Origin of the sequence: Lactobacillus sp. ESL0260, from assembly GCF_003692935.1 — a bacterium.
In the GTDB taxonomy this organism is placed as follows: Bacteria; Bacillota; Bacilli; order Lactobacillales; family Lactobacillaceae; genus Lactobacillus; species Lactobacillus melliventris.
In genome coordinates this window covers 41144-63912 of the sequence record NZ_REHO01000010.1, presented here as the reverse complement: position 1 = coordinate 63912, position 22769 = coordinate 41144, and the positions used below count along the sequence as shown (strand labels likewise).

Below are 22769 nucleotides of genomic sequence, written 5' to 3'. Positions count from 1 at the left end.
AAGTCCCTTGCTACTAAAATTTTTACTCTTTGACATAATGATGACCAGCGGCAGCTTTATTAAGCCTATTCATATATGCCAAAGTACTCTCGCTGCCACTAAATCCCTGCACAAAAATTTGTTTGATCTCTGGTTTATCATCGAAGTAGCGTAAACCGCCAAATAAATTATGGTCGGCCTCTAACAAGTTTTTACCTAAATTAAATTTATTTGCGGCTGGCAGCTTAATTTTTTCAAGCACATCTGTTAATGCCATTACTCCTGTTGCATTGGTTAAATCAATGTTAGCAAAGTCTTCTGGATCATCAACCACGACTACGGGTGCACTCGGAGCATAATGACGGTATTTCATTCCTGGAGCTTTCGGAACATCTTTATCAGCAACTTTACCACTGTTAATTAAAACTTTTTCACCCAAAACCTGACTTAACTCTGCGGGAGTAACTGCACCAGGACGTAAAACAATGGGCGTAGCTATAGACAAGTCTATAATCGTTGATTCTAATCCAACTTCTGTAGGTCCACCATCAATAATTCCCGCAATTTTGCCCTTTAAATCATGATAAACATGCGCAGCTGTCGTTGGACTAGGCTTAGTCGAAGTGTTGGCGGAAGGTCCAACAATTGGGTAACCCAATTTACTGATCAACTGATGAGTTAAGTCATCATTAGGACAGCGAAAAGCCACAGTATCAAGACCACCAGTTACAGCTTTAGGCAGACTGCGAGGTTTAACATAAAGCAAAAGGGTTAAAGGACCTGGCCAAAATTTTTTAATTAACTTTTGAGCACGCTCTGGCACCTCTTTTGCATAATGAGACATCATTTGAGCATCAGAAACTGTTACGATTAACGGATTGTCACTAGGACGTCCCTTAGCCTTATAAACATTTTTTACAGCTTTTTCATTTGTGGCAATGGCACCCAAGCCATAGACTGTTTCTGTCGGAAAAGCAACCAATTCACCTTGAGCGAGTAATTTTACTGCATCATCTATTTGATCCTGTGAAAAAATTTTAGTTTCCATTATTTATTCCACTTTCCTTTAACCATGCGTGGCTTTCCAGCTAAATCATTTTTGAATTCAATGGTAAAATCCGGCAGCTCCCGTCCAAATAAATCTGCCAGCTGCTCTTTTTCACTGAAGCCAAATTCCAAGAAAAACTCTCCCCCGCTGTTTAAGTGATCACGCACTTGTTTGACAAACTTCTGGTAAAATTCTATACCATTTTTTCCACCAAAAAGTGCCTCCTGGGGTTCATTTTGCAATACGTTTTGGTCCATCACATCTTTTTCCGTTTCCTTTATATAGGGAGGATTTGAAATGATTTTATCGAACTTTTCCAGGCCAATTAAAATGTTTGCTTTTCTAACAGTAACATCAACTTTATGAATCAAAAAGTTTTCTTCACTAGTTCTTAATGCAGCATCAGTGATATCAGAAGCATATAAATCAAGATCGGTAATCTGCTTTTTAGCAGCTTCTTTAGCTAGAGCTACTGTAATGCAGCCGGAGCCTGTTCCTAAATCAAGCACTTTATCACCATTGGTCAGATTTGCTAAAGCCCATTCCACTAACTCTTCAGTTTCAAAACGGGGAATTAAAACTCCGCGCTGCACTAAAATTTTATAACCAAAAAACCAGGAGTAACCCAAAATATACTGAGGCGATATCCCTTTAGCCAGCTTGCGCACATCCTTTTGTGCTTGCTTAATTTGGTCTGGTGATAATTCCATGTCCTGTTTTAATTGAAACTCACTAGGACTCAGCTGCAGTCTTTCAGCTAGCAAAAAAGCGATATCTTCTGGTCTTTGTTCTGGTGCAGTTTCAGCAGCCCAAATTCTCAAGCTTTTTAAAGTGTCAATTTTAGACATTCTGTTCGGCCAGCTCCTCCAATTGCTTTGTTTGATTATATAAAATCAAAGCATCAATAATTTCATCAAGTTCCCCATTCATTACCCGGTCAAGCTTATTAAGAGTCAAACCGATACGATGGTCAGTTACCCGGTTTTGCGGGTAATTATAAGTTCTGATGCGCTCAGACCTGTCACCTGTACCAACAGCATTTTTTCTCTTAGCATCATACTTATCACGGTTTTGACTTTCGTAGTAGTCGTAAACACGGGATTTTAAAATCTGCATGGCTTTTTCCCGGTTTTGCTGTTGACTACGCTGATCCTGCATTGCCACTACAATACCAGTAGGTAAGTGCGTCATGCGCACAGCACTGGAGGTTTTGTTAATATGCTGGCCTCCAGCACCACTTGAGCGATAAACATCAACTCTAATGTCTTTGGGATCCAGATCAAGGTCAACTTGCTCATATTCAGGCATGACTGCCACTGTAGCAGTTGAGGTATGAACACGGCCTTGAGATTCAGTTACAGGAACGCGTTGCACGCGGTGCGCTCCGTTTTCATATTTAAGTTTTGAATAAACCTTGTTGCCAGTGATCATAATGGCAACTCGTTTATAGCCACCTACTTCAGTTGGCTCACTGTCGACGATAGAAACCTGCCAGTTTTGTCTTTCCGCGTATTTTTCATACATTCTGAGCAAGTCTCCGGCAAACAAGGAAGCTTCATCACCACCAGCTGCTCCTCTAATTTCCATAATAATGTCTTTATCATCATTAGGGTCTTTGGGCAACATTAATATTTTGATTTCATCTTCAAGTTTAGCAATATCCTGCTCTAATTCGTTATTTTCATCTTTGGCCATCTCAACCAAATCTGAATCACTCTCGTTTGCAATAATATCCTTATTGTCTGAAATTTCTTTTTTATCAGCCTTATATTTGCGATATTTTTCAACTACATCGCGTAAATCTGCTTCTTCCTTAGAAACTTCCATGTACCTTTTGGTATCATTGATAACTTCCGGGTCAGCCATCATTTCCTGTAATTCGTCATAATGAGCAACAAGACTTTCAAGCTGTGCCATAATTTTATCCATGTTGTTCTAATCCCTTCCTATCTTGTTTGATGCGGATGAAAATAATGAAACCGACAAACCGGGTAATAACTTTCATCCCCACCTATTTGAACCTGTTCACCCTCGTAAACTGGTTTACCATTGTGTATCCGTTGATTCATTGTAGCCTTTCTACCACAGTAGTGGCAAATTGTTTTGATCTCTTTTATTTTATCAGCAAAAATCAACAAATTCTTGGTTCCTTCAAATAAATTATTTTGAAAGTCGTTTTTTAAGCCGAAAGTCATGACAGGAATGCATAAATCATCAACAATTTTGGCACATTCTACCACATGATGACGTTCCAAAAACTGGGCTTCATCGACAAAAACGCAGGCGATCGCGCCATCACCTTGTGCTTTTTCCTGTTCGTTCAATTTTTTTATATAAGCAAAAATATCAAAATCATGGTCGATCGGAACTGCCTTTCGGTGGAGCCCAATTCTTGAAGCCACAGTGCCTACACCACTACGATTATCAATTTTACTGGTTAACAAAGCAATCTTGCGCCCCTGAGCCTCATAGTTATGAGCATCCTTCAGTATTTCTAAAGTTTTGCCGCTGCTCATCGTGCCGTACTCAAAAAATAATTGTGCCATTTTTGCTCCTTTGTTTCATTTAAATTCATCTAACTTATCTAGTATAATGTAAAAATAAAATATGTGTAGTTAAATGGTTATAAAAACTCGTTTTCGGTTTATGGCTATGCTATAGTTGATAATGATTTTAAAGCGAGGGAAAAATATGAGTTTTAAATCTGTAATAGCAAAAAGCGCGGGTAAATTAAGCTACTGGTTTTTACATAACGTTTTAAAAGGTGGTACTAGTTTTCCCGGCAAACTGGCAATGAATCTTGATCCGGAGATTTTAAAGACACTGGCTGACGGCTATGAAACGGTCATTGTTACAGGAACAAACGGTAAAACCATGACTACCGCATTGATTGTGGCGGCATTAAGAGAAAAATACGGTGACGTCTTAACCAATCCATCAGGTTCCAATATGCAACAAGGAATCGTGACGGCTTTTTTAGCCCATAAAAAGAAAAAATCTTCCAGACCGATTGCAGTGTTAGAGGTTGACGAAGCTAATGTCAAAATGGTAACGGAACTGCTTCATCCTAGTGTGTTTGTTCTTACCAACATCTTTCGCGACCAAATGGATCGCTACGGGGAAATCTACACCACTTACGAAAAAATTGTAGATGGCATTAAATTAGCACCTGAAGCTACTATTATAGCCAATGGTGATGCTAGCATCTTTTCTTCAGTCGACTTGCCTAATCCTAAAATTTTTTATGGCTTTAAACTGCCAAATGATAATCCGCAAAATGATACCAAGGCTCCAGTTAATACTGACGGCATCTTATGTCCTGATTGTGATCATATCTTACATTATCATGAAAGGATTTACGCCAATCTGGGAGATTTTTTCTGCCCCAACTGCAACTATCGCAGACCCGAGTTAACCTATTCTGTGAACAAAATTATTGAGCAGACGCCGAATAACCTTGAGTTTCAAATGGGCAGTAAAAACTATACTATCAACATTGGCGGAACTTACAATATTTATAATGCTCTAGCTGCCTATTCAGTGGCGCGTTATTTTGACCTCAGTGAAGAAGAAATTGCTCAGGCTTTTGCTAAAAACAAGCGGATTTTTGGCAGACAAGAATTAATTAAATATGAAGGAAAAGAAATTGACCTGATTTTAGTTAAAAATCCGGTGGGATTAGATGAAGTGCTGCACATGCTTAACACTGAAAAAGATGATTATTCCTTAGTTACATTGCTTAATGCCAACCACGCTGACGGCATCGACACTTCCTGGATTTGGGATGGTCAGTTTGAAGACTTGAATCGCGATCAAATTAAAAAAATCCTGGTTGGTGGAGAGCGCTGGCATGACATGGGCTTTCGCCTGGAAGTTGCCGGCTTTGATCCGGGGAAAATGGTTACCTGCACTGACAATGAGGAAGTAATTGCCAATATTGCTAATCTGCCTACTAAAAAAGTTTACATTTTATCTACCTATACTGCTATGCTCTCTTTACGTAAGACTATGGCTGAAAAGAAGATAATTAAGGCTGGGATGTAAAAGTAATAATTTCAATAAAACCTGTAAAATGCTTCATTGATGTGAACCCTAAAATTAGGACACTTTATTAGCTCAACTAAGGACTAACCTCCGATATTCAATCGGAGGTTAGTCCTTTTAGTTTGTTTTTGAACTTAAAACCAATGTATTTATACCTAGGTGAGTATTGGGATACAACGATATAGATCCCGATAGCTCCCACTTGCAGAGTTAAATCTTTTCCAGCATATTTTTTACATTTGGCTAAAACACCATGAAAATTATATTTTAAGCATTAAAACATCTTTAATTTGCTGTAAATAAGATTGGGGAATATCATTTACGGTATTAACAATGTACGATAAAATTAAAGTATACTTGATTAGAAATTGATTATAAATTTAGAAACTGTCCTTAATTTTCTGCTATCAGGTATTTCTGTCCACCACGCCAGAGACACCAAACCTACGGCAATATCGCTTCAGGAGGAAGTAATGGTTAAATTTAAGAAAACCCTTTCGATTGGCACCACTGTTTTAGCGGCACTGACAATTGCAGGTTGTTCTAACAATAAGACTAGTAAAGAAAGTCCTAATAAATCTGTTAAAACCACTCATCAACAAAAGAAACCAGAACCTAAAGTGGCAGACTATCCCAATATTAAAGCTGCGGAAGCTGCCCTCAGTAAAGGTAAAAATTTAAAAGGTAAGACCGTACAATTTAAAATTAAGAAATTCGAACCTCAAAGTTCTTTCGGTTACAACATGGAAACCGGTAAACATCTTAATTTCGTTAGTCCAGAAAACCCCAACGCTAAAAAAGGAGATACTGTTTTCCTAAAAATCAAAAAAGTGAAATCGGTACTTGGCTCCTTTATCATCACCTATTCTGATCTATCTAAAGTCAATTAATGATTACAATAAGGGGCATTAATATAGCAAATCTATTTCGTAAAGTATCAAAAAATTTTTAACGACCCAACACATATAGTTTTAAATATAGGAGGAAGTAATGAAAAAGCATACGAATGTATTGTCAGTAGCTCCTATTTGTTTAGTAGCCTTATCCTTAGTTGGTTGTTCTAAGAATAGCAGTAGTAATAAGTCTGATAGCAATAAGCCGAAAAGCAGCCAAAAAGTAAAGAAAACGAATACTTAAAAAACATCTTTTAGAAAATCTTTTAACAAAATTCAAGTCGGTGACATCATGCAACAAGGTAATGGCGGGAGCACTCTTAAAGATGTGAAAAACATTTTGGGTCAGCCAAATTCGATTTCATCAACTGAGGTCAAAGGCTTTAAGGTAAAATCATATTCATGGACTAAATATGGGACTACAATAATGGTTCAATTTAGTCATAAAAAGGCTATTACCAAAACGGTATCAGGCTTTAAATGGAGCTGAAACAGCACTAAGCTAACGCTTAAAGCATTTAACTCAATAAAAACAGGTAGTTCTTACAGTACACTTGTCAACACTTATGGTGAACCCGACGGATTGAACGAAAATGTCGTTTTAGGAAAGAAAAATGTAACTGCGGTTTACTTCACTGGAATTAAAGGAAAAAATGCAGGAGCAAATGCCAGTTTCATATTTGCCGATGATAAACTAGTGTCTAAAACAGAAACTAATTTAAAATAAAGTAGTTTCTGTTAGAAGAGAAATAAAACTACAAAAGTTGTCTAGCTTTTGAGTCTCAGTACATATGGTTTGTATGGATCGTAGTAAAAAGTTTGAAAATAATGGTAAATGAAATGTCAAATGTCCATCAAAATAGCGATACTTGACCTACAGCAAATTTATATAAACATTAAATTTGAGTAAAAATGGTTCAAGATATATAACTTTTTCTTTTATAGGTAATATGTAAAAAAACACAAGATGTTGTGTAGTCTTCTCTATTTTTAGTGATTTTTGAAGAAAAACTACCAAATATTGTATATTTACTATAAAAATAAATTTGCTATAATACGAATATGGATCAAGTTCGAAGGGCCCGAGGAGTAGGTGTCGAACTAACAATGCCTCATGTTCTGTATTATTACGGATATGGGGCTTTTTGTTTTACCTAAATAATTTTTAAGGAATACAAATGTCAGTAAATGATTTTATTAATAAAAAACCGTTTAAAAGTCATAATCAACAAATGAAAATTCTTCGCGAAAGAGGTCTTACGGTAAAGTCTAGTGATAAACGTGCTTTAGAAGAACATGGTTACTATTCAATAGTTAATGGATACAAGCAATTATTCTTACAGAGGGATTCCAATGGTACCCCTGTATCACCAGAAAAATATTTAAAGAATGCTAGTTTTAAAGAAATAAAGAGTTTATACGATTTTGACAAGAACTTGCGCAGAATTCTATATACACCATTAATGGAATATGAAAGCAATTTAGGCTCCGAAATATCTTATAGGTTTTCTGAAGAATACAAAGAACCCCATTCCTATCTAGCAATAGACAATTATTCAAACGATAAAGAAAAAATAGTTTCTATAGTAAAAACGATAAGCAATTTGTCTAATGAAATTAAAAGAAACGCCAATAAGAAGAATGCTATCAGTCATTATGTCAATGAGCATAAGCATGTACCTCTTTGGGTTCTTGTAAACTATTTAACTTTTGGAGAATTAAATTATTTTTACAGTGTTTGTACAGATAAAATCAAAAGAGTTATAGCTAGCGACTTTTCACTAAAATATAAACGCAACTATAAAACTAAAATTAAAATTCAACCCCAATCTATTGAAACTTTAAATATTTTAGTAAATTATTTTAGAAATTCTGTAGCCCATGATGAAATCACCTATAACAAATTAGTTTTAAAAACTAAAAAATTTAGATTGATAAAGCAGGATTTAAAACTCAATAATTTTATTGTTAACAGTCAAAGCGGTGTCTTCGAATTAATAGTTGCCCTAAAATTAGTTTTAAGTAAAAAAGAATACTACGATTTTGTCAAACAACTTTATAAATTATTTGACAAATATGAGCCATGTTTTCAATCTGTAAGTTTTGCTGCAATCCTACACGATATGCATTTTCCAAAAAACTATCGTGCAATCCTGAAGGTAAAGTGAATAATACAAAAAGCGGTTAAGAACTCGCTGGAAACCAAATCTAAAGTTAAATTATGATAAGCAGTAGCGAAGCAACTAATTTACCCTATTTAGCTAGAAATCAAAGGCGAAATAAATATGTTAGCAAAAATCATGGTAAATCATGATCTGCTAGAATTAATTGTCTAGACGCTAATGGTCGGCTTTACTAAATTGGAAACAATGCTTTTAATATACCAAGGCTGAATCTGAACAATATTCTATGGAACAAAAATACTAACATACCCAAGAGTAGATGTTGAGAGAAACCCAGTTTTCGTCGATTATTTCTATGAATAGTGAATCACCTAAAAACATATTGGATATAAAACACTAAAACACCATGAGATAAGGAAAAACGCTAGATGACCAATTCATCTAGCGTTTTGTAACAATTCTGATGGCAAATGATGGGCAAATTTGTTTTTTAGCTCTCATAAGCCTTGCCGTTGAGCTATTTTTATTGGGATATCCGGGCTCGAACCGAAACATGCAGGAACCAGAAACCTGTGCCTTACCATTTGGCTATATCCCAGTGTTAAATCACCCGCACGAGAATTGAACTCGTAACTCCACCTTGAGAGGGTGGCGTCTTAACCATTTGACCAGCGGGCAAAATCAACAGTAATTATTATGCTTGAAGATACACGCAATGTCAAGTAGTTTTCACGCTTTAGCGGTAAAAATTATCGAACTATTTTTTTGGCAAACGCATCATCATTTTCAGTTGACTACCAGTAGCCACAAATTCTCAAAATTAATTTGAGAATTGTATATAATAGAGTAAGATACTTTTACTAAAGGATAGTTTTTATGATTGACTACTCAAACACCCAGAACTTAATCGAATCAATGGTCACGGAGCGCATTGTACCGGGTGTGAATTATGCTTTTATTAAAGATGAACAGGTTTTTACTTCAACCGTTGGCTTTGCGAGTACTTACCCCAAGGTGACGCAACTGAGTCCGTTTGCCATTTATGATTTAGCCAGTCTGACCAAAGTGATTATCACTGAAAATATTTTGCTTAAATTATATCAAAATGGACAGCTCAATTTTACTGAACCACTGCATGACTTTATTCCTGAATTTAAAGATGAACGCGTACGTCTTTTTCATTTGCTAACTCACACTAGTGGAATAAGGGGCTGGATAAAAAATAGGGATCAATTATCTCGCGAGGAATTAATCGATGCTATCATCCACTTGCCTGTAACAGAAGAATTTGAACATAAAATGCGTTACGCAGATACCAATTTTATTCTTTTAGGTTTAGTTATCAAAAAAATATTTGGTAAACCAGTTCAAGAAGTTGGTCAGAACATAATAATTGAGCCCGCTGGACTCAAAAATACGACTTTTACTCCCGAAAAAGACTTATGTGTTCCCACTGCAGTTTATCAAGGAAGAGTTTTACAAGGAATTCCTCATGATCCCAAAGCACGCCAATTAGGAAGTGATTGTGGCTCAGCCGGTCTGTTCTCTTCTATGAACGATTTGGTTAAATTAAGTAAGGGGTACTTGGGCTTGGATAAAAGTATATTGCCTTATAGTCAAAACTTAGTCGCAAAGCTATTCGAAAATAAAAATCCCCAAGGCTTAAAGCCTCGTTCATGGGGTTGGGATCTACGCTTTGATCCAGAGTTGCACTATCCCTTAATTCTTCATACGGGATTTACTGGAGTTCTGATGCTTCTCGATAGAGTTAAAAAATCTGGCTTAATTCTTTTGACCAATCGCATACACCCTACCGGCCATAATCAAGTCTTCTTAACAATGAGAGAAAGAATCATTCAAAGCTTTTTAAAAGAAAACGACCATTAAAAAAGCAGCTTCATATAGAAGCTGTTTTTTAACACTTTTTACGATTAGGCCAAAAATGATAAACCAGATCTACCACTGCTTGAGCAAGCATGCCACCAGCCATCCAGTACATTCCCATCATCATATTGCCTGTAAAGGTAAAGTAAGCAGTAATAGCGTATACTACTACCCACAAAACTTTAAAAAATAAGTTATCACACATCATTTGTAAAAAACTCCCTTCAATTTACTTAGAATTATACCGTTTTTAACGTAAAAAAAGGGGGGTTATTTCAAGTTATTTAATCACATTAAAGCTCAAGTTTCATTATGATCTGCCATAATTGTTATTAATTCAAAATGTTTACATTCGTAAGCATTAATGAACTTTTTTCAAAAAATTTTTTGATAAAAAGCTTTTCGATCATTTTTGTGAGTTATGTAATTTAATTGGTTTTTTAACTATCAAAAAGGACTTTAAAATTACAATTCTAAAGTCCTTTTATTTGTTATTCAAAATAATTAGAAATTGTAATCAATGCACATGATTGTGGCATTAGTTCCAAGTTAATCTTGCCATCTTGCATTTTTAGGCTTTCCGCTTTTAATTGTGAAGCAGCACGCAATTCTTTAACTTGCTCATTGTTAACATAGGTTGGTTCTCCCATCTTCTGCCACAATTTCTTTGGATTAGCATGGTTTTCATCAATTCTGTTAATTTCACAAGTACCACTAATTGTTTTGTCCAGATTTATTTCCAATTGTTCTGTTTTTATTGGCTCTTTTGGCACATTATGATTATATGCGACGATTTGCAAATCTTTACCTTTTTGAACAGCTAAAATTTCTGCAGTAGCATTATTATTATCTTCAACTTTTATTCTTTGATTACCGAGATTATGGAATATTTCAAATAATCTATAAACTGGTTTTTCAATGCCATCCACTGTTTGCAAACCAAAGCCACCGTGAAAGACTCCTGGTTTTTGGGATTCTTCTTCAAAAATGTCTGAAAATGCCCAATAATCATAACCTTCAACTAGTCCATCATTATCAGCCAGAGTTTTGGCAACCATTGCTGCTCCATAAGGAGTATCATGAGCGGAGTCTCCAACCATCGCTGAAACGCTCCACTCCGTATAAAATAGTGGGTAGTTTTGAGCTTCTTCTCTTGTCTTCGAAGTCATAACTTTAAGTATTCCTCGAGGATAATCTTGTGGAACTCCATTAGTCTTTTTAAAGAATTCGTCAATATCCATGCCACTTTCCCACAACGGATCATCTGTTGGATAATGATGTGTTGAAATAAAGTCCAGCGGTAAATTATTTTTCTGACAAAAGTCTATCATATCTGGTATCCAGGAATTGTAAGATGTAGCTGGACCACCAAAGCGGAGCTTTTCATCAATCTTCTTAGCAGTTCTTACTGTTATTTCATACAAGTGGAAGTAATCTTCTTTGGTACCTGAGAAAAAGCGCGATAAATTTGGCTCATTCCAAACTTCAAAATACCATGATTCTACTTCATCTTTACCATAGCGGTTAATAATATGCTTGATAAATTTAGAAATTAGTTCTTCCCATGCCTTATCGGATTTAGGCATGGAATTATTACCACCATAAGGAAAAATTTGATTTTTTTGTGAAGCTAAACAACTTGGCATAAAGCTTAATTCTACAAAAGGTTTCATTCCTATTTTTAGTAAAAAATCATATATTTTATCGATATTAACAAAATTATAGGTGATGCCTTGTGATTTGCCCGTAAAATCAAAGTTTTCAATGCAAACACTCATCTCATCGTCAAATAAGCCATGAAAACGGACAAATTTGATACCCATATCCTGGTGTACTTTTGTTAATTGCTCTTGATAATCTGCTCTCAAAGCAGTATAAGCATGACTACTACCAACACACATTTCCCAATAGTGTGGAAACGATGTTTTTTTACTTGAATTTATTTTAAAATCTAACATTCTAATTTTTTCCTTTCATTTTTTCAAAATCACTGACTGCAGGCAGTTTAAGAGCAAAATTGTTTTCTAACCACTTGGCACATAAATTGGTCCATTGATTAACAACGGGAGAAATTTGAGCTTTAGAACCAGCAGCAGCTTGTGAAGCTAAGCTTAGACCATGAGTACCTTGGTCAAAAATATGAATTTCATACGAAATATTATTTTGGGCTAAAACGGAAGCCAGTTCCAATGAGTGAAGCGGATTAACCAAGGGGTCAGTTGCAGTTGTCCATATGAAAAATGGCGGTGTATCACTATCAACATGATCAACTGGGCTAAGTTTGGTTTCAAGCTCTCTATCTGGAACTTCTGTACCACATGTAACAATGTTTGAAGCTGTCATAAAGTGGTAGTCCATAGGATTATTTTTCCTCTTTTCAAGATCGGCATCTAAAAGATGATAATCAGTGATGGCATAACCAAGAATAGCAAAGGCTGGCCGTAAATCATTTTTGTCTACGCCTAAATAATCTGTTACAACCGGCTCATTAAATTCTGTGGAATAAAGAGCGGCAACATGTCCGCCAGCTGAAAAGCCACATACTCCAATGCTTTCAGTATCAATGTGCCATTTTGAAGCATTTTTTCTGATTAATAACATGGCCTGACCAAGTTCTCTTATCTGTTTAGGATAAATCGTATTTTCCTTCTTGGGCAAAGTCTTTAACAAATCTGACATTTCTAATGTATCTGAGAAGTATGTAGTATATCTTAAAACAAAAGCGTGATAGCCAAGCGAAGCAAAATACATGGCAATTGGTTCAGCTTCGCGGTCCGAGCAAGTGAAGAAGCCTCCACCAGGGCAAATTATGACTGCTGGTCTATTCTTGCCATTCAAAGCTTCTATTGAGTCGTCCAAAACATAGGTTGTCAGCGATGCAGATTGATTTTCTTTACCTAAAAATATTTTTTTGATTTTCATTTTAATCTTCTCTTTTTTCATTATTTTGTTTTTCTACTCGGCTACCGAATCTGGTGATAAACAAGACACCTGCAGTTACAACTGAGACAGCTATGCCAGCCATAAATGAATCGTGTCCTGGTGCAATCTTTACGGCTGCTAGTAACATTGGCACAATCATGCCAGCTACGGAACCAATTAAAGTATTAATTGAAACTGCTAATGGAAACTGCTTTTGATCAGTTAAAATTGACATTTCATAAGGGGCTGTGGCATTAACTAACACGATGCCCATACCTGAAAAAGCGTTGCCAATGATGTGCAAAACAACATTAGACGAGAACACGATGCAGATAAAAGATAAAGCAAATGCGATAAAGCCCCAGGCAATAGTATCTTTTTTGGTGAATTTTCTAATATAAGTTAAAAATGCGGCAGTTAAGATGCCACCAATATTACCTAGCGCCGTGACCATCGCTACATAAGCAGTTCCCTTGTTTTGAGTTGCCAAAACAATAGACTGATTAGATAAAAAAGTCATCATTGCCAGTGAAAGCATAAAATTAATCAAATACAAAATGTAAACATAGCCGTTAAAGTGCTTTAATAAAGTCCAAAAGCCAAGTTTTTTACTGTCTTTATTGTTTTTATTATCATTCGAGAGTCTTTGGTCTTGGGGAATTAACACTAGGGCCAAAGCAAAAACTACTAAACCTAGACCATAAATCCAGAATAAATTGCGCCAGTTGCTATTACCCAAAATGCCACCCAAGGCGGTAAAAATCATCATACCAACGTTAGTAACACCGGTAGCCCAACCCATGGTAGCGGCGCGAGCTTCACCTTCAAAATTTTCTTGCAATAAAACCGGAACAACATTGGTAATGGTGCCAGTACCAAAGCCGACCAATACCATGCAGGCTAAAATCAAGTTAAGACTGTTACTGTAGATTGCCGGTATTAGACCACCAATTGCCACAAATAAAATCGCCATTAAGCCCAAATTCTTCCTAGTCATTTTAAAAGTTAAATATGCAAAAAATATTGTAGAGATAATTTGACCAAGTTGTGGTATAGAACCTAGCAGCTGGACTTTAGAAATTGGTTCTTTAGGAAAGGATCGTGCTATTGCCACAATCGCTGAAGTAACGGCAGTTCCCAACATCAAGAGTAAGTTCATACTCAAAATACCTATTGCCTTCGAAATTTGTTTTTTAGTCATAAAAAGTCACCTTCGTTTCTTAGTCAAAATCCACATTAAGTTTAGGCAAAACACTTTCTTCGTGTTTTACAATTACAACTGCTTTACCAGAAAAAAGCTTAATTTTACTTAAAGAATATTTGCTGATATCAGAAGGATCGCCATTAGTCAATCCGATAATCTGACCATTATTTGCTTTAATTTGCAACGAACTATTATCATCAGGCACAAAGTTATTTTGTCCATCAATTGCCTTTAACTCAAATAAAGTAAAGTTTTTGCCCTGGTACAAAATAGCAGTATTTACTTTAGTTATTTTGCCACTGGTTTCCTTTTTATCTTCTAGCACAACTTTATCTTTCACGTATCCTTTAGCTAAAAGTTCTCCTGGTTCATATTTAACCTGCCAATTACATTCATAGTTTTTAACTGCTTTTTTGCCTAAACTTTTATGATTGACAAATAATTCCACCTCATCCAAGTTTGAAAAGACTCTGACCTTAGTTTGACCATTTTCAATTGTTAAATCAGTTTTATTCCAAGAAGGCATGAGATGAAGTACCGGCTGATCTTGCCACTGAGCCTGATAATAGTAGAAATAGTCCTTAGGCAAGCCACCTAAATCCATAATCCCAAACTGAGAACTAATACCAGGCCAGCCAAATGGTGATGGTTCACCATAATAATCAAAAGCAGTCCATAAAAATACACCACCCATATATTTATGTTCATGTAGGTAAGACATCACAGTTTCAGGGCGTGCAGTCCCTCCTACTCCCGGATCTTCCGGCTTCCTTTTCCCTGGTAAAACCATTGAAAATAAAGAGCCAAAATTATTAGTATGACAGTTTTCAGCGTCATCTTTGTAAATACCACGTGTTGAAAAATATGATGCATTTTCTGTGCACATCATTGGTAGGGTCGGATGACTTTTATGAATGAATTCTGCTCCTTCACCCATTACACCTGCTTCAGGATAATTGACTCCCAGAATATCAAAGTACTTGATATAATCGTCATTTACTTTACCTTCAGGATTTAACAATTCAGCAGAAATTAATAATGTATCAGGAGATAAATTACGGATAATTCCTGTAATCTTTTTTACTGAACGACAACCATATTCTGTATTGCCGATAATCTCTTCATTGGCAATTGACCAAAATGCGATACACACATGGGACCGACTCTTCTTTATCATTTTAGTCAAATTTCTTAATCGCCACGGTGTAGCCTCTAAAAGACGGTTTTCATCAATTAAAATCAATCCCAAACGATCACAAGCGTTTAATAGCTCTTTTGAAGCAAAGTGGTGTGAACTTCTAAGTGCATTAACGCCCATTTCCTTTAGCCTTTTGACTTTAAAATCAATAATATCTTGGTTCAAAGCAACGCCAACTCCACCAAAATCCTGATGCTCACATACACCCTTCAACAGATAAAGCTTGCCATTTAAATGAAAACCATTAACATCATAGCTGACTGTTTTAATACCAAAAGTTTGTTCTACCGAATCATTTTCAATTTCCAATCTTGCTTGGTATAAATTAGGATGCTCAGGCGACCATAATTTTGGTTCTTTTATCTCAAATGATTTATTAAACCGTCTAACCGACTGAGACTGTATCATCACAGCCGCAAAATCAACTTGATTCGTTTGATTAATTGTGAGTTTTGGCGTGACAGAAACAGGGTGATTCAAATCATTTTTGACAGCAAAGCTGACCAACATTTTGGCATTTTGAGCATTTATTTCCGTTGTCCTAAAGTAGAACTCATCGCTTTCTAAATGGACTAAATCTCTGACTTCAAGCCAAACATTCTTATAAATTCCGGCTCCTTCATACCACCACCCTTCTGAGCCAGTTGTTGTATCGGTGCGCACAAGAATAACATTGTTCCCATCGCTAGCGAATCTAATTATTGACGAAATGTCATAGTCTATATCTACATAGCCACTGTCATTGTGTCCCAAATAACAACCATTAAACCAAATGTCACTTGACCCCATAATGCCATCAAAATGTAACAGATACTCTTTATCTTCCGGTGAAGTTGTTGAAAGTTTAAAAGTTTTGCGGTAATAGGCTATTCCGTCAAGCTTAGAGCCCGTCATCAATGTATTTGAATCATTTCGATACGCCTCACGTCTCTTCCAATCATCAGGTATGTTTATTGATTGCCAATTTTTATCTAGAGAGTGAACAAAATCTGTACCTGCTAAATTTTGTAAGCCCTTATTGGCATCACCATTAGATATTAAATTCAGGAAATGGACACCGCCTGGACCAACAGGCAAAATATTGCCAGTTTCATTTTCAAGCGGAGCGGTTAACCCACCAAAAGCATAAGATTTTTTTGCTAATAATTTTGGCTCTTGGATTTCACCAAAGTGAAATTTCCAGTTATAATTTAAAGAAATAGATTCGTTCATATTTGCCTCCATTTTTACTTTCCAATGCAATTATAAGCGCTTTCATAGACTAACCAGATATACTTTTTAGTGCTAAATTTAACAAAATTAGTGTTAGGAGAAAAAGTGAATCGTCGAATTTATATGTCTTACAAGGCAATTCAAAAGTACTTGTCATTTTGTTTTTTTAAAAGACATCAAAAAATTTCTTTACTGGATGCAATTTTGCATTTATATCAAAAAAGTAATTATTCGTATGAATTGCCTAAAACTCCAAATTCTTTAAACAAGTCTCATGATATTTTTTCACTCTATCAATGTTTGCAAAATTTACATGTTGACGTAACAGCCATTATCCAAAAACCCCAACAGCTATATAAAAACGTGTCAGAGTCTTATTTCATGTTTGAAGAAAAAGATGCCAAAATTTTACTGCAGTTTCAAAATGAATTAGTTCATTATCATAAACACGACTATTTTGAAATAGACTTAGTATTAGACGGAGAAACTAAGTTTTTTACCGATAATTCAGTCTCTACCTTACACAAAGGTGACCTAGTAATAATTTCACCTGGTACTTCTCATAAAATAGAAGTCATTGAGAGTAGTATCGTTATCTGTATTGTGATGAAGAAAAGTACTTTTGATAATTCTTTTTTTAACTTAATAAAAGCTGATAACATACTGGCTGATTTTTTTAACAAATGTCTCTATAGTTCTACCGAAAACTATTTAACATTTAACGTTCAAATCACAGAGAAACTTTTAGAAATAATCAAAAATATATTCATTGAATCCTATTCTTCCTTACCACAATCAAACGCGATTTGTTGTGACTATATTTCTATTTTATTATCCTATGCTCTACGCGGTTTAAGCGAATCAAATAATTTTAAAACTTACGATAATAATCTGACCAATAGATTTGCCAAAATCATTAATACTATTAAAGTTAACTGTGATACTGCTAAGTTAAAAGATTTGGCTGGGCAATATAATTATGATAAAGCGTATTTGGGAAAGTTGATTTCTAAAAAGACAGGACATTCTTTTAACTATTTACGCAACTACTATCGCATACAAAAAAGCTGCAATTTACTGAAATATACGGATGACAGTATCAATAGCATCAGCGAACAAGTTGGCTACAGTTCAGTCAACAGCTTTGAAAGAAGTTTTCAAACTATACTCCACCTCACACCCAGCGCATATCGCAAAAAATCTGAATAGTTTTAATATGTGATACTCAAGTTGTAATCAAGTTTTTCGCAATTAATTTATGATACAAAAACCAACCTCGACATAAAGTTCAAAGTTGGTTTTAAGTTATTTCAAGTATTTAATTTTCATGCTAGTCTACTCTTGACCAAAATAATTTGAAATAGTGATCAGCGCACATGATTGCGGTATTAACTCCAAATTTATCTTACCCTTTTTTATTGCCAATTGTTCTAAGACAAGTTGAGAAGCAGAACGCAATTTTGCTAGTTGTTCTTTGTCAACATAAGTTGGTTCTCCCATCTCCTGCCACAATTTCTTAGGGTTAGCATGATTTTTATCAATTCTTTTAATTTCACAGTTTCCATTAAACTCGTGGTCAAGATCAATAGTTAATTGTTCCGTTTTAATTTTGCAACTCGGTACGTTATGGTTGTAGGCAACTATTTGTAAATCTTTACCTTTTTGAACAGCTAAAATTTCTGCAGTACTATTATTGTTATCTTCAACTTTAATTCGTTGATTACCAAGATTATGGAAAAACTCAAACAAGCGATAAACTGGTTTTTCAATGCCGTCCACTGTTTGCAGACCAAAGCCGCCGTGAAATACACCTGGTTTTTGGGATTCTTCTTCAAAAATGTCAGAGAAAGTCCAGTATGAATAACAATCCACCAAACCGTCATTATCTGCCAAAGTTTTGGCAACCATTGCTGCTGCATATGGTTCATCATGAATAGCATCACCTAGCATAGCTGAAACGTTCCATTCAGTATAAAACAATGGGTATTCAGCTGCTTCTTTCCTAGTTTTACTAGTCATTTCTTTGAGGATGCCACGGTGATAATCAGTTTGTTTTCCTTTAGTTTTCTTGAAAAATTCTTCAATATCCATGCCACTCTTCCATAATGGATCGTCAGTAGGATAATGATGAGTTGAAATAAAATCTAAAGGCAAATTATTTTGTTGGCAAAAGTTTACCATGTCTGGAATCCAAGAATTATAAGATGTGGCAGGTCCACCAAAACGTAATTTCTGATCAATTTTCTTAGCTGTTTTTACAGTGATTTCATACAAGTGAAAATAATCATCCTGTGTACCAGAGAAAAATAGTGGCAAATTTGGCTCATTCCAAACTTCAAAATACCATGATTCTACTTCATCTTTACCATAGCGGTTAATAATATGCTTGATAAATTTAGTAATTAGATTCTCCCATGCCTTATCGGATTTAGGCATGGAATTATTGCCGCCATAAGGAAAAATTTTATTCTTTTTTGAAGCTAAACAACTTGGCATGAAACCTAATTCAATAAAAGGCTTCATCCCTATTTTTAGTAAAAAATCATATATTTTATCGATATTAACAAAATTATAGGTGATGCCTTGTGATTTGCCCGTAAAATCAAAGTTCTCAATGCAGACACTCATTTCATCATCGAACAAACCATGAAAACGAACATATTTTATTCCTAGTTCATCATGTGCTTTTGTTAATTGCTCTTGATAGTCAGCTCTCAAAGCAGTATAAGCGTGACTGCTACCAACACACATTTCCCAATAGTGTGGAAACGGTGTTTTTATACTTGAATTTACTTTAAAATCTAGCATTCTAATTTTTTCCTTCTCCTTTCATTTTTTCAAAATCACTGACTGCAGGCAGTTTAAGAGCAAAATTATTTTCTAACCACTTGGCACATAAATTGGTCCACTGATTAACAACAGGAGAAATTTGAGCTTTAGAACCAGCAGCAGCTTGTGAAGCCAAACTTAGACCATGGGTACCTCGATCAAAAACATGAATTTCATACGAGATATTATTTTGGGCTAAAACAGAAGCCAGTTCCAGTGAGTGAAGCGGATTAACCAAAGGGTCTGTTGCAGTAGTCCATATGAAGAATGGTGGTGTATCATTGTCTACATGATCTACAGCACTCATTTTTGTTTCGAAGTTTTTATCCGGCCTCTCTGTACCACATGTGGCAACATTTGAAGCTTTCATAAAGTGGTAATCCATAGGATTATTCTTTTTCTTTTCAAGATCGGCATCTAAAAGATGATAATCAGTGATGGCATAACCAAGAATGGCAAAAGCTGGCCGTAAATCATTTTTGTCTACGCCTAAATAATCTGTAAGAACTGGTTCATTAAATTCTGTGGAATAAAGAGCGGCAACATGTCCGCCAGCTGAAAAACCGCATACACCAATTCTTTCGGTATCAACGTGCCACTTTGAAGCATTTTTTCTGATTAATAACATGGCCTGACCAAGTTCTCTTATCTGTTTAGGATAAATCTTTTTCTCCTTCTTGGGTAAGGGCTTAGACAAGTCTGGCATTTCTAATGTACGTGTGTAGTATGTAGTATATCTTAAAACAAAAGCATGATAGCCAATAGAGGCAAAATATAGAGCTACGGGTTCAGCTTCACGGTCCGAGCAACTGAAGTAGCCTCCACCAGGGCAAATTATGACTGCTGGTCTAGCTTCACCTTTTAAAGTTTCTGTTGAATCATCCAAAACATACGTTGTAAGCGTTGCAGATTCGCTTTCTTTATCTAAATAGATTTTTTGGATGTCCATTTTAATTTTCCCCTTTAACTTTATTCTGTTGTTTTTCTACACGACTACCGAATCTAGTAATAAACAACACAATAGCTGTAGCAATTGAGATAACGATTCCTGCTATAAATGAATCACGTCCCGGTGCAATCTTTACGGCTGCTAGTAACATTGGTACAATCATTCCAGCTACGGAACCAAGTAAGGTATTGATTGAAACTGCTAGTGGAAATTGTTTTTGATCAGTTAAGATTGACATTTCATATGGGGCAGTAGCACCAACTAATACAATCCCCATACCTGAAAAGGCATTACCAATGATGTGTAAAACAACGTTAGACGAGAACATGATACAGATGAAAGATAGAGCAAATGCGATAAAACCATAAGCAATAGTATCGCTTTTAGTAAATTTTCTAATATAAGTTAAAAACGCTGCAGTAATAATTCCTCCTATGTTTCCTAAGGAAGTTACCATAGCAACATAAGCTGTACCTTTATTTTGTGCTGCCAGGACAATAGACTGATTAGATAGAAAGGTCATCATTGCTAGTGAAAGCATAAAATTAATTAAATATAAAACATACACAGAGCCTTTAAGGTGCTTTAATAAGGACCAAAAACCGACCTTTTGACCATTTCTACTATTTTTATTGCTGTTAGTGAGCTTTTGATCTTGCGGAATTAAAAACAGCGCCAAAGCAAAAACTACTAAACCTAGACCATAGATCCAGAATAAGTTGCGCCAGTTGCTTCCACCGAGAACCCCGCCTAGGGCGGTAAAAATCATCATACCAACATTGGTAACTCCGGAACCCCAACCCATTGCAGTGGCACGGGCTTCACCTTCAAAATTTTCTTGTAATAAAACTGGAACAACGTTAGTAATGGTACCAGTACCAAATCCAACCAGGACCATGCAAGCCAAAATCAAGTTAAGACTATTACTGTAGATTGCTGGTATCAGACCACCAATTGCCACAAATAAAATGGCCATTAAGCCCAGATTTTTTCTGGTCATTTTAAAGGTTAAATAAGCAAAAAGAGCAGTTGCTATAATTCCTCCAAGATTTGAAATGGATCCTAATAATTGTACTTTAGAAATAGGTTCGTTCGGAAATGATCTTGCTATTGCTGCTATCGCTGAAGTAACAGCAGTACTCAACATTAAAAGCAGATTCATACTCAAAATACCTATTACTTTAAAAATTTGTTTTTTAGTCATTTTCTTCTCCTCCTATGGATTCGCTTTCATTCTTCAGCTTAAAGTATATTAGTGAATTTTTGCGATAACCATAGTCAAAAAACAGGGAAATTATATTCATTTCCCAGTTTTTTTTAAAAAAAAGAAATAAAAAATCCGACAAAACAGCCCTATAAAAAGCCATTTTAGCGGATTTTTAGTCTGATTTAAACTCACTTCAGTTAGTAATTGCAAATCATAACTTTTACAATAATTTACTAGCTATTTTTCTGCCGATACTCTGCTGGCGAAATTCCAAAATATTTTTTAAAAATTTTATAAAAATAAGATGGGTTTTCGTAACCAACTTTATTAGCAATACGATCAATTGGGGCAACTGTATATGATAAATATTCTGCTGCCACATTAACTCTTTGTAAATGAACGAGTTGGATAAAGGTCTTCCCTGTGTGCTTTTTTAAAAAGTCGGACAAATAATTCGGATTAAAGCCAAAATAGTTGGCCATTTCTTGCAAGGTGATTTTAGCGTAATTTTTTTCAATATAAAGTAATAAAGAAAGTAAGTTTGTTTTTTGCTTGCGAATTTCTTTCACGACGTTTCCAGAATAATTTGCTTGGCGAATTAAACGCGAAAACAGAGTCAGCATCTCCAATCTGATCAACTGGTTAGACTGGCTATCAGGATGATAATATTCATAAATCAAATCGTAAATAAGAGCAACAATTTTAGAATTTTCTTTTATATCAAACAGATTATACCGTCCTTCACCATATTCCTCATCAGAAAGAAGCGAAAATAAAATATTAGAAATATTGGTGCCGTTTTTCTTGTGATGTAAAAAATCAAGGTCATTAAGTGAAAAGGCGGAACTGCGTAAAGCAATATTGACAACTACTCCTTTTGAGCTGATTGGACTAACTTTATGAACAGTTTTATTCCCCATAAAAATAAGATTATTTTGTTTAACTTTAATCTTTGTTCGCTCGACGTAAACGAAACAGTCTTCTACCAGTGGAATCATAATTTCTACATAATTATGAATGTGGTAAGGAATAAATGATTTTGTCGGTTGAACCGTAATTGAAATTGAACTATTGTTCAAAACAAGGTCGTCTGTATAAGTTTCAAAAAAACGATATACTGGCTCTTTACCTATCCTTCCTATCTCTTTGGTAAGATTACCGTTTTTGGCAATCGTTGCTATAACATCTTCCCATTCTCTGGGCATATTTCTACTTCGAAGTAGCTGCAGAATTTCTTCTTTCAATTTATTTTCTCCTCGTAGAATCTAAATATTTTT

At 35.4% G+C, this 22769-nt stretch carries 19 protein-coding genes, 2 tRNA genes and 1 pseudogene; 7 read left to right on the top strand and 15 right to left on the bottom strand.

What is annotated here, in order from left to right; all coding sequences use genetic code 11:
- Positions 1-22: 22 nt before the first annotated feature.
- Genes F5ESL0260_RS04010 through F5ESL0260_RS03995 form a run of 4 tightly spaced genes read right to left on the bottom strand, consistent with a single transcriptional unit; the run spans position 23 to position 3573 of the window.
- Positions 23-1027: an L-threonylcarbamoyladenylate synthase gene (locus tag F5ESL0260_RS04010; RefSeq protein WP_122025958.1), complete on the bottom strand. Its 1005-nt coding sequence runs from the start codon at positions 1025-1027 to the stop codon at positions 23-25.
- Positions 1027-1875, bottom strand: coding sequence for a peptide chain release factor N(5)-glutamine methyltransferase (gene prmC, locus F5ESL0260_RS04005; protein ID WP_122025957.1), 849 nt, complete (start codon positions 1873-1875; stop codon positions 1027-1029). The genes F5ESL0260_RS04010 and prmC overlap by 1 nt, the downstream gene beginning before the upstream one ends.
- Positions 1868-2956 (bottom strand): peptide chain release factor 1, encoded by a 1089-nt coding sequence (gene prfA / locus F5ESL0260_RS04000; RefSeq protein ID WP_110445990.1) that lies wholly within the window; start codon positions 2954-2956, stop codon positions 1868-1870. Before prfA ends, prmC begins: the two co-directional genes overlap by 8 nt.
- Positions 2957-2973: 17 nt before the next feature.
- On the bottom strand, positions 2974-3573 hold the full coding sequence (locus tag F5ESL0260_RS03995; protein ID WP_046324704.1) for a thymidine kinase: 600 nt from the start codon (positions 3571-3573) through the stop codon (positions 2974-2976).
- Between the two features lie 145 nt (positions 3574-3718).
- On the opposite strand from F5ESL0260_RS03995, the gene F5ESL0260_RS03990 reads away from it, so the two are divergent.
- From F5ESL0260_RS03990 to F5ESL0260_RS03970, 5 genes and pseudogenes are all read left to right on the top strand, one after another.
- Positions 3719-5071, top strand: a complete 1353-nt coding sequence (locus F5ESL0260_RS03990) for a Mur ligase family protein (protein WP_122025956.1) — start codon at positions 3719-3721, stop codon at positions 5069-5071.
- Between the two features lie 473 nt (positions 5072-5544).
- Positions 5545-5961 (top strand): hypothetical protein, encoded by a 417-nt coding sequence (locus F5ESL0260_RS03985; RefSeq protein ID WP_122025955.1) that lies wholly within the window; start codon positions 5545-5547, stop codon positions 5959-5961.
- Between the two features lie 100 nt (positions 5962-6061).
- Entirely contained in the window at positions 6062-6208 is a 147-nt protein-coding gene (locus F5ESL0260_RS09455) for a hypothetical protein (protein WP_158593812.1), read from the top strand.
- A gap of 18 nt (positions 6209-6226) precedes the next feature.
- Positions 6227-6691 (top strand): annotated as a pseudogene (locus F5ESL0260_RS09530) (DUF3862 domain-containing protein); the annotation flags it as partial.
- A 451-nt stretch (positions 6692-7142) separates the two neighbouring features.
- Entirely contained in the window at positions 7143-8132 is a 990-nt protein-coding gene (locus F5ESL0260_RS03970; protein ID WP_122025952.1) for an Abi family protein, read from the top strand.
- A gap of 481 nt (positions 8133-8613) precedes the next feature.
- Here F5ESL0260_RS03970 and F5ESL0260_RS03965 read toward each other — a convergent pair.
- Together F5ESL0260_RS03965 and F5ESL0260_RS03960 are read right to left on the bottom strand one after the other, a co-directional pair.
- Positions 8614-8685 (bottom strand) — tRNA-Gln (locus F5ESL0260_RS03965).
- Positions 8686-8693: 8 nt separating this feature from the next.
- A tRNA-Glu gene (locus F5ESL0260_RS03960) sits at positions 8694-8765 on the bottom strand.
- A gap of 198 nt (positions 8766-8963) precedes the next feature.
- Between F5ESL0260_RS03960 and F5ESL0260_RS03955 the strand changes: the two genes are divergently transcribed.
- Entirely contained in the window at positions 8964-9974 is a 1011-nt protein-coding gene (locus tag F5ESL0260_RS03955) for a serine hydrolase (protein WP_122025951.1), read from the top strand.
- Positions 9975-10002: 28 nt separating this feature from the next.
- On the opposite strand, the gene F5ESL0260_RS09490 is transcribed toward F5ESL0260_RS03955, so the two are convergent.
- The 5 genes from F5ESL0260_RS09490 to F5ESL0260_RS03935 form a co-directional block, all read right to left on the bottom strand.
- Complete coding sequence (locus F5ESL0260_RS09490; RefSeq protein WP_167334237.1) at positions 10003-10179, bottom strand: hypothetical protein; 177 nt, start codon at positions 10177-10179, stop codon at positions 10003-10005.
- Positions 10180-10462: 283 nt separating this feature from the next.
- Positions 10463-11929, bottom strand: a complete 1467-nt coding sequence (locus tag F5ESL0260_RS03950; RefSeq protein ID WP_199700505.1) for a hypothetical protein — start codon at positions 11927-11929, stop codon at positions 10463-10465.
- A gap of 1 nt (position 11930) precedes the next feature.
- Positions 11931-12893 (bottom strand): alpha/beta hydrolase, encoded by a 963-nt coding sequence (locus F5ESL0260_RS03945; protein WP_158593811.1) that lies wholly within the window; start codon positions 12891-12893, stop codon positions 11931-11933.
- Position 12894: 1 nt separating this feature from the next.
- Positions 12895-14094: an MFS transporter gene (locus F5ESL0260_RS03940; RefSeq protein ID WP_122025948.1), complete on the bottom strand. Its 1200-nt coding sequence runs from the start codon at positions 14092-14094 to the stop codon at positions 12895-12897.
- Positions 14095-14113: 19 nt separating this feature from the next.
- A complete protein-coding gene (locus tag F5ESL0260_RS03935) occupies positions 14114-16507 on the bottom strand; it encodes a DUF4982 domain-containing protein (protein ID WP_122025947.1) in 2394 nt (797 codons plus the stop codon).
- A gap of 105 nt (positions 16508-16612) precedes the next feature.
- Between F5ESL0260_RS03935 and F5ESL0260_RS03930 the strand changes: the two genes are divergently transcribed.
- A complete protein-coding gene (locus F5ESL0260_RS03930; RefSeq protein WP_147444116.1) occupies positions 16613-17716 on the top strand; it encodes a helix-turn-helix domain-containing protein in 1104 nt (367 codons plus the stop codon).
- Between the two features lie 126 nt (positions 17717-17842).
- Here the strand turns inward: F5ESL0260_RS03930 and F5ESL0260_RS03925 are convergent, their stop codons facing one another.
- From F5ESL0260_RS03925 to F5ESL0260_RS03910, 4 genes are all read right to left on the bottom strand, one after another.
- A complete protein-coding gene (locus tag F5ESL0260_RS03925; protein WP_122025945.1) occupies positions 17843-19315 on the bottom strand; it encodes a beta-xylosidase in 1473 nt (490 codons plus the stop codon).
- Position 19316: 1 nt separating this feature from the next.
- Complete coding sequence (locus F5ESL0260_RS03920; RefSeq protein ID WP_122025944.1) at positions 19317-20285, bottom strand: alpha/beta hydrolase; 969 nt, start codon at positions 20283-20285, stop codon at positions 19317-19319.
- Position 20286: 1 nt separating this feature from the next.
- Positions 20287-21489, bottom strand: coding sequence for an MFS transporter (locus F5ESL0260_RS03915; protein ID WP_122025943.1), 1203 nt, complete (start codon positions 21487-21489; stop codon positions 20287-20289).
- Between the two features lie 236 nt (positions 21490-21725).
- Positions 21726-22736 carry an AraC family transcriptional regulator gene (locus F5ESL0260_RS03910; protein WP_046324690.1) on the bottom strand — a complete coding sequence of 337 codons (1011 nt, stop codon included), beginning with the start codon at positions 22734-22736 and terminating at the stop codon, positions 21726-21728.
- Positions 22737-22769 lie beyond the last annotated feature (33 nt).

What these genes read in the sequence shown, in the direction of transcription:
- F5ESL0260_RS03955 (WP_122025951.1), top strand. Translation starts at nt 8,964, where the DNA reads ATGATTGACTACTCAAACACCCAGAACTTAATCGAATCAATGGTCACG.
- F5ESL0260_RS03940 (WP_122025948.1), bottom strand. Translation starts at nt 14,094, where the DNA reads ATGACTAAAAAACAAATTTCGAAGGCAATAGGTATTTTGAGTATGAAC.
- F5ESL0260_RS09490 (WP_167334237.1), bottom strand. Translation starts at nt 10,179, where the DNA reads ATGATGTGTGATAACTTATTTTTTAAAGTTTTGTGGGTAGTAGTATAC.
- F5ESL0260_RS03925 (WP_122025945.1), bottom strand. Translation starts at nt 19,315, where the DNA reads ATGCTAGATTTTAAAGTAAATTCAAGTATAAAAACACCGTTTCCACAC.
- F5ESL0260_RS03945 (WP_158593811.1), bottom strand. Translation starts at nt 12,893, where the DNA reads ATGAAAATCAAAAAAATATTTTTAGGTAAAGAAAATCAATCTGCATCG.
- prfA (WP_110445990.1), bottom strand. Translation starts at nt 2,956, where the DNA reads ATGGATAAAATTATGGCACAGCTTGAAAGTCTTGTTGCTCATTATGAC.
- F5ESL0260_RS03950 (WP_199700505.1), bottom strand. Translation starts at nt 11,929, where the DNA reads ATGTTAGATTTTAAAATAAATTCAAGTAAAAAAACATCGTTTCCACAC.
- F5ESL0260_RS03990 (WP_122025956.1), top strand. Translation starts at nt 3,719, where the DNA reads ATGAGTTTTAAATCTGTAATAGCAAAAAGCGCGGGTAAATTAAGCTAC.
- F5ESL0260_RS03985 (WP_122025955.1), top strand. Translation starts at nt 5,545, where the DNA reads ATGGTTAAATTTAAGAAAACCCTTTCGATTGGCACCACTGTTTTAGCG.
- F5ESL0260_RS04010 (WP_122025958.1), bottom strand. Translation starts at nt 1,027, where the DNA reads ATGGAAACTAAAATTTTTTCACAGGATCAAATAGATGATGCAGTAAAA.
- F5ESL0260_RS09455 (WP_158593812.1), top strand. Translation starts at nt 6,062, where the DNA reads ATGAAAAAGCATACGAATGTATTGTCAGTAGCTCCTATTTGTTTAGTA.
- prmC (WP_122025957.1), bottom strand. Translation starts at nt 1,875, where the DNA reads ATGTCTAAAATTGACACTTTAAAAAGCTTGAGAATTTGGGCTGCTGAA.
- F5ESL0260_RS03935 (WP_122025947.1), bottom strand. Translation starts at nt 16,507, where the DNA reads ATGAACGAATCTATTTCTTTAAATTATAACTGGAAATTTCACTTTGGT.
- F5ESL0260_RS03970 (WP_122025952.1), top strand. Translation starts at nt 7,143, where the DNA reads ATGTCAGTAAATGATTTTATTAATAAAAAACCGTTTAAAAGTCATAAT.
- F5ESL0260_RS03915 (WP_122025943.1), bottom strand. Translation starts at nt 21,489, where the DNA reads ATGACTAAAAAACAAATTTTTAAAGTAATAGGTATTTTGAGTATGAAT.
- F5ESL0260_RS03920 (WP_122025944.1), bottom strand. Translation starts at nt 20,285, where the DNA reads ATGGACATCCAAAAAATCTATTTAGATAAAGAAAGCGAATCTGCAACG.
- F5ESL0260_RS03995 (WP_046324704.1), bottom strand. Translation starts at nt 3,573, where the DNA reads ATGGCACAATTATTTTTTGAGTACGGCACGATGAGCAGCGGCAAAACT.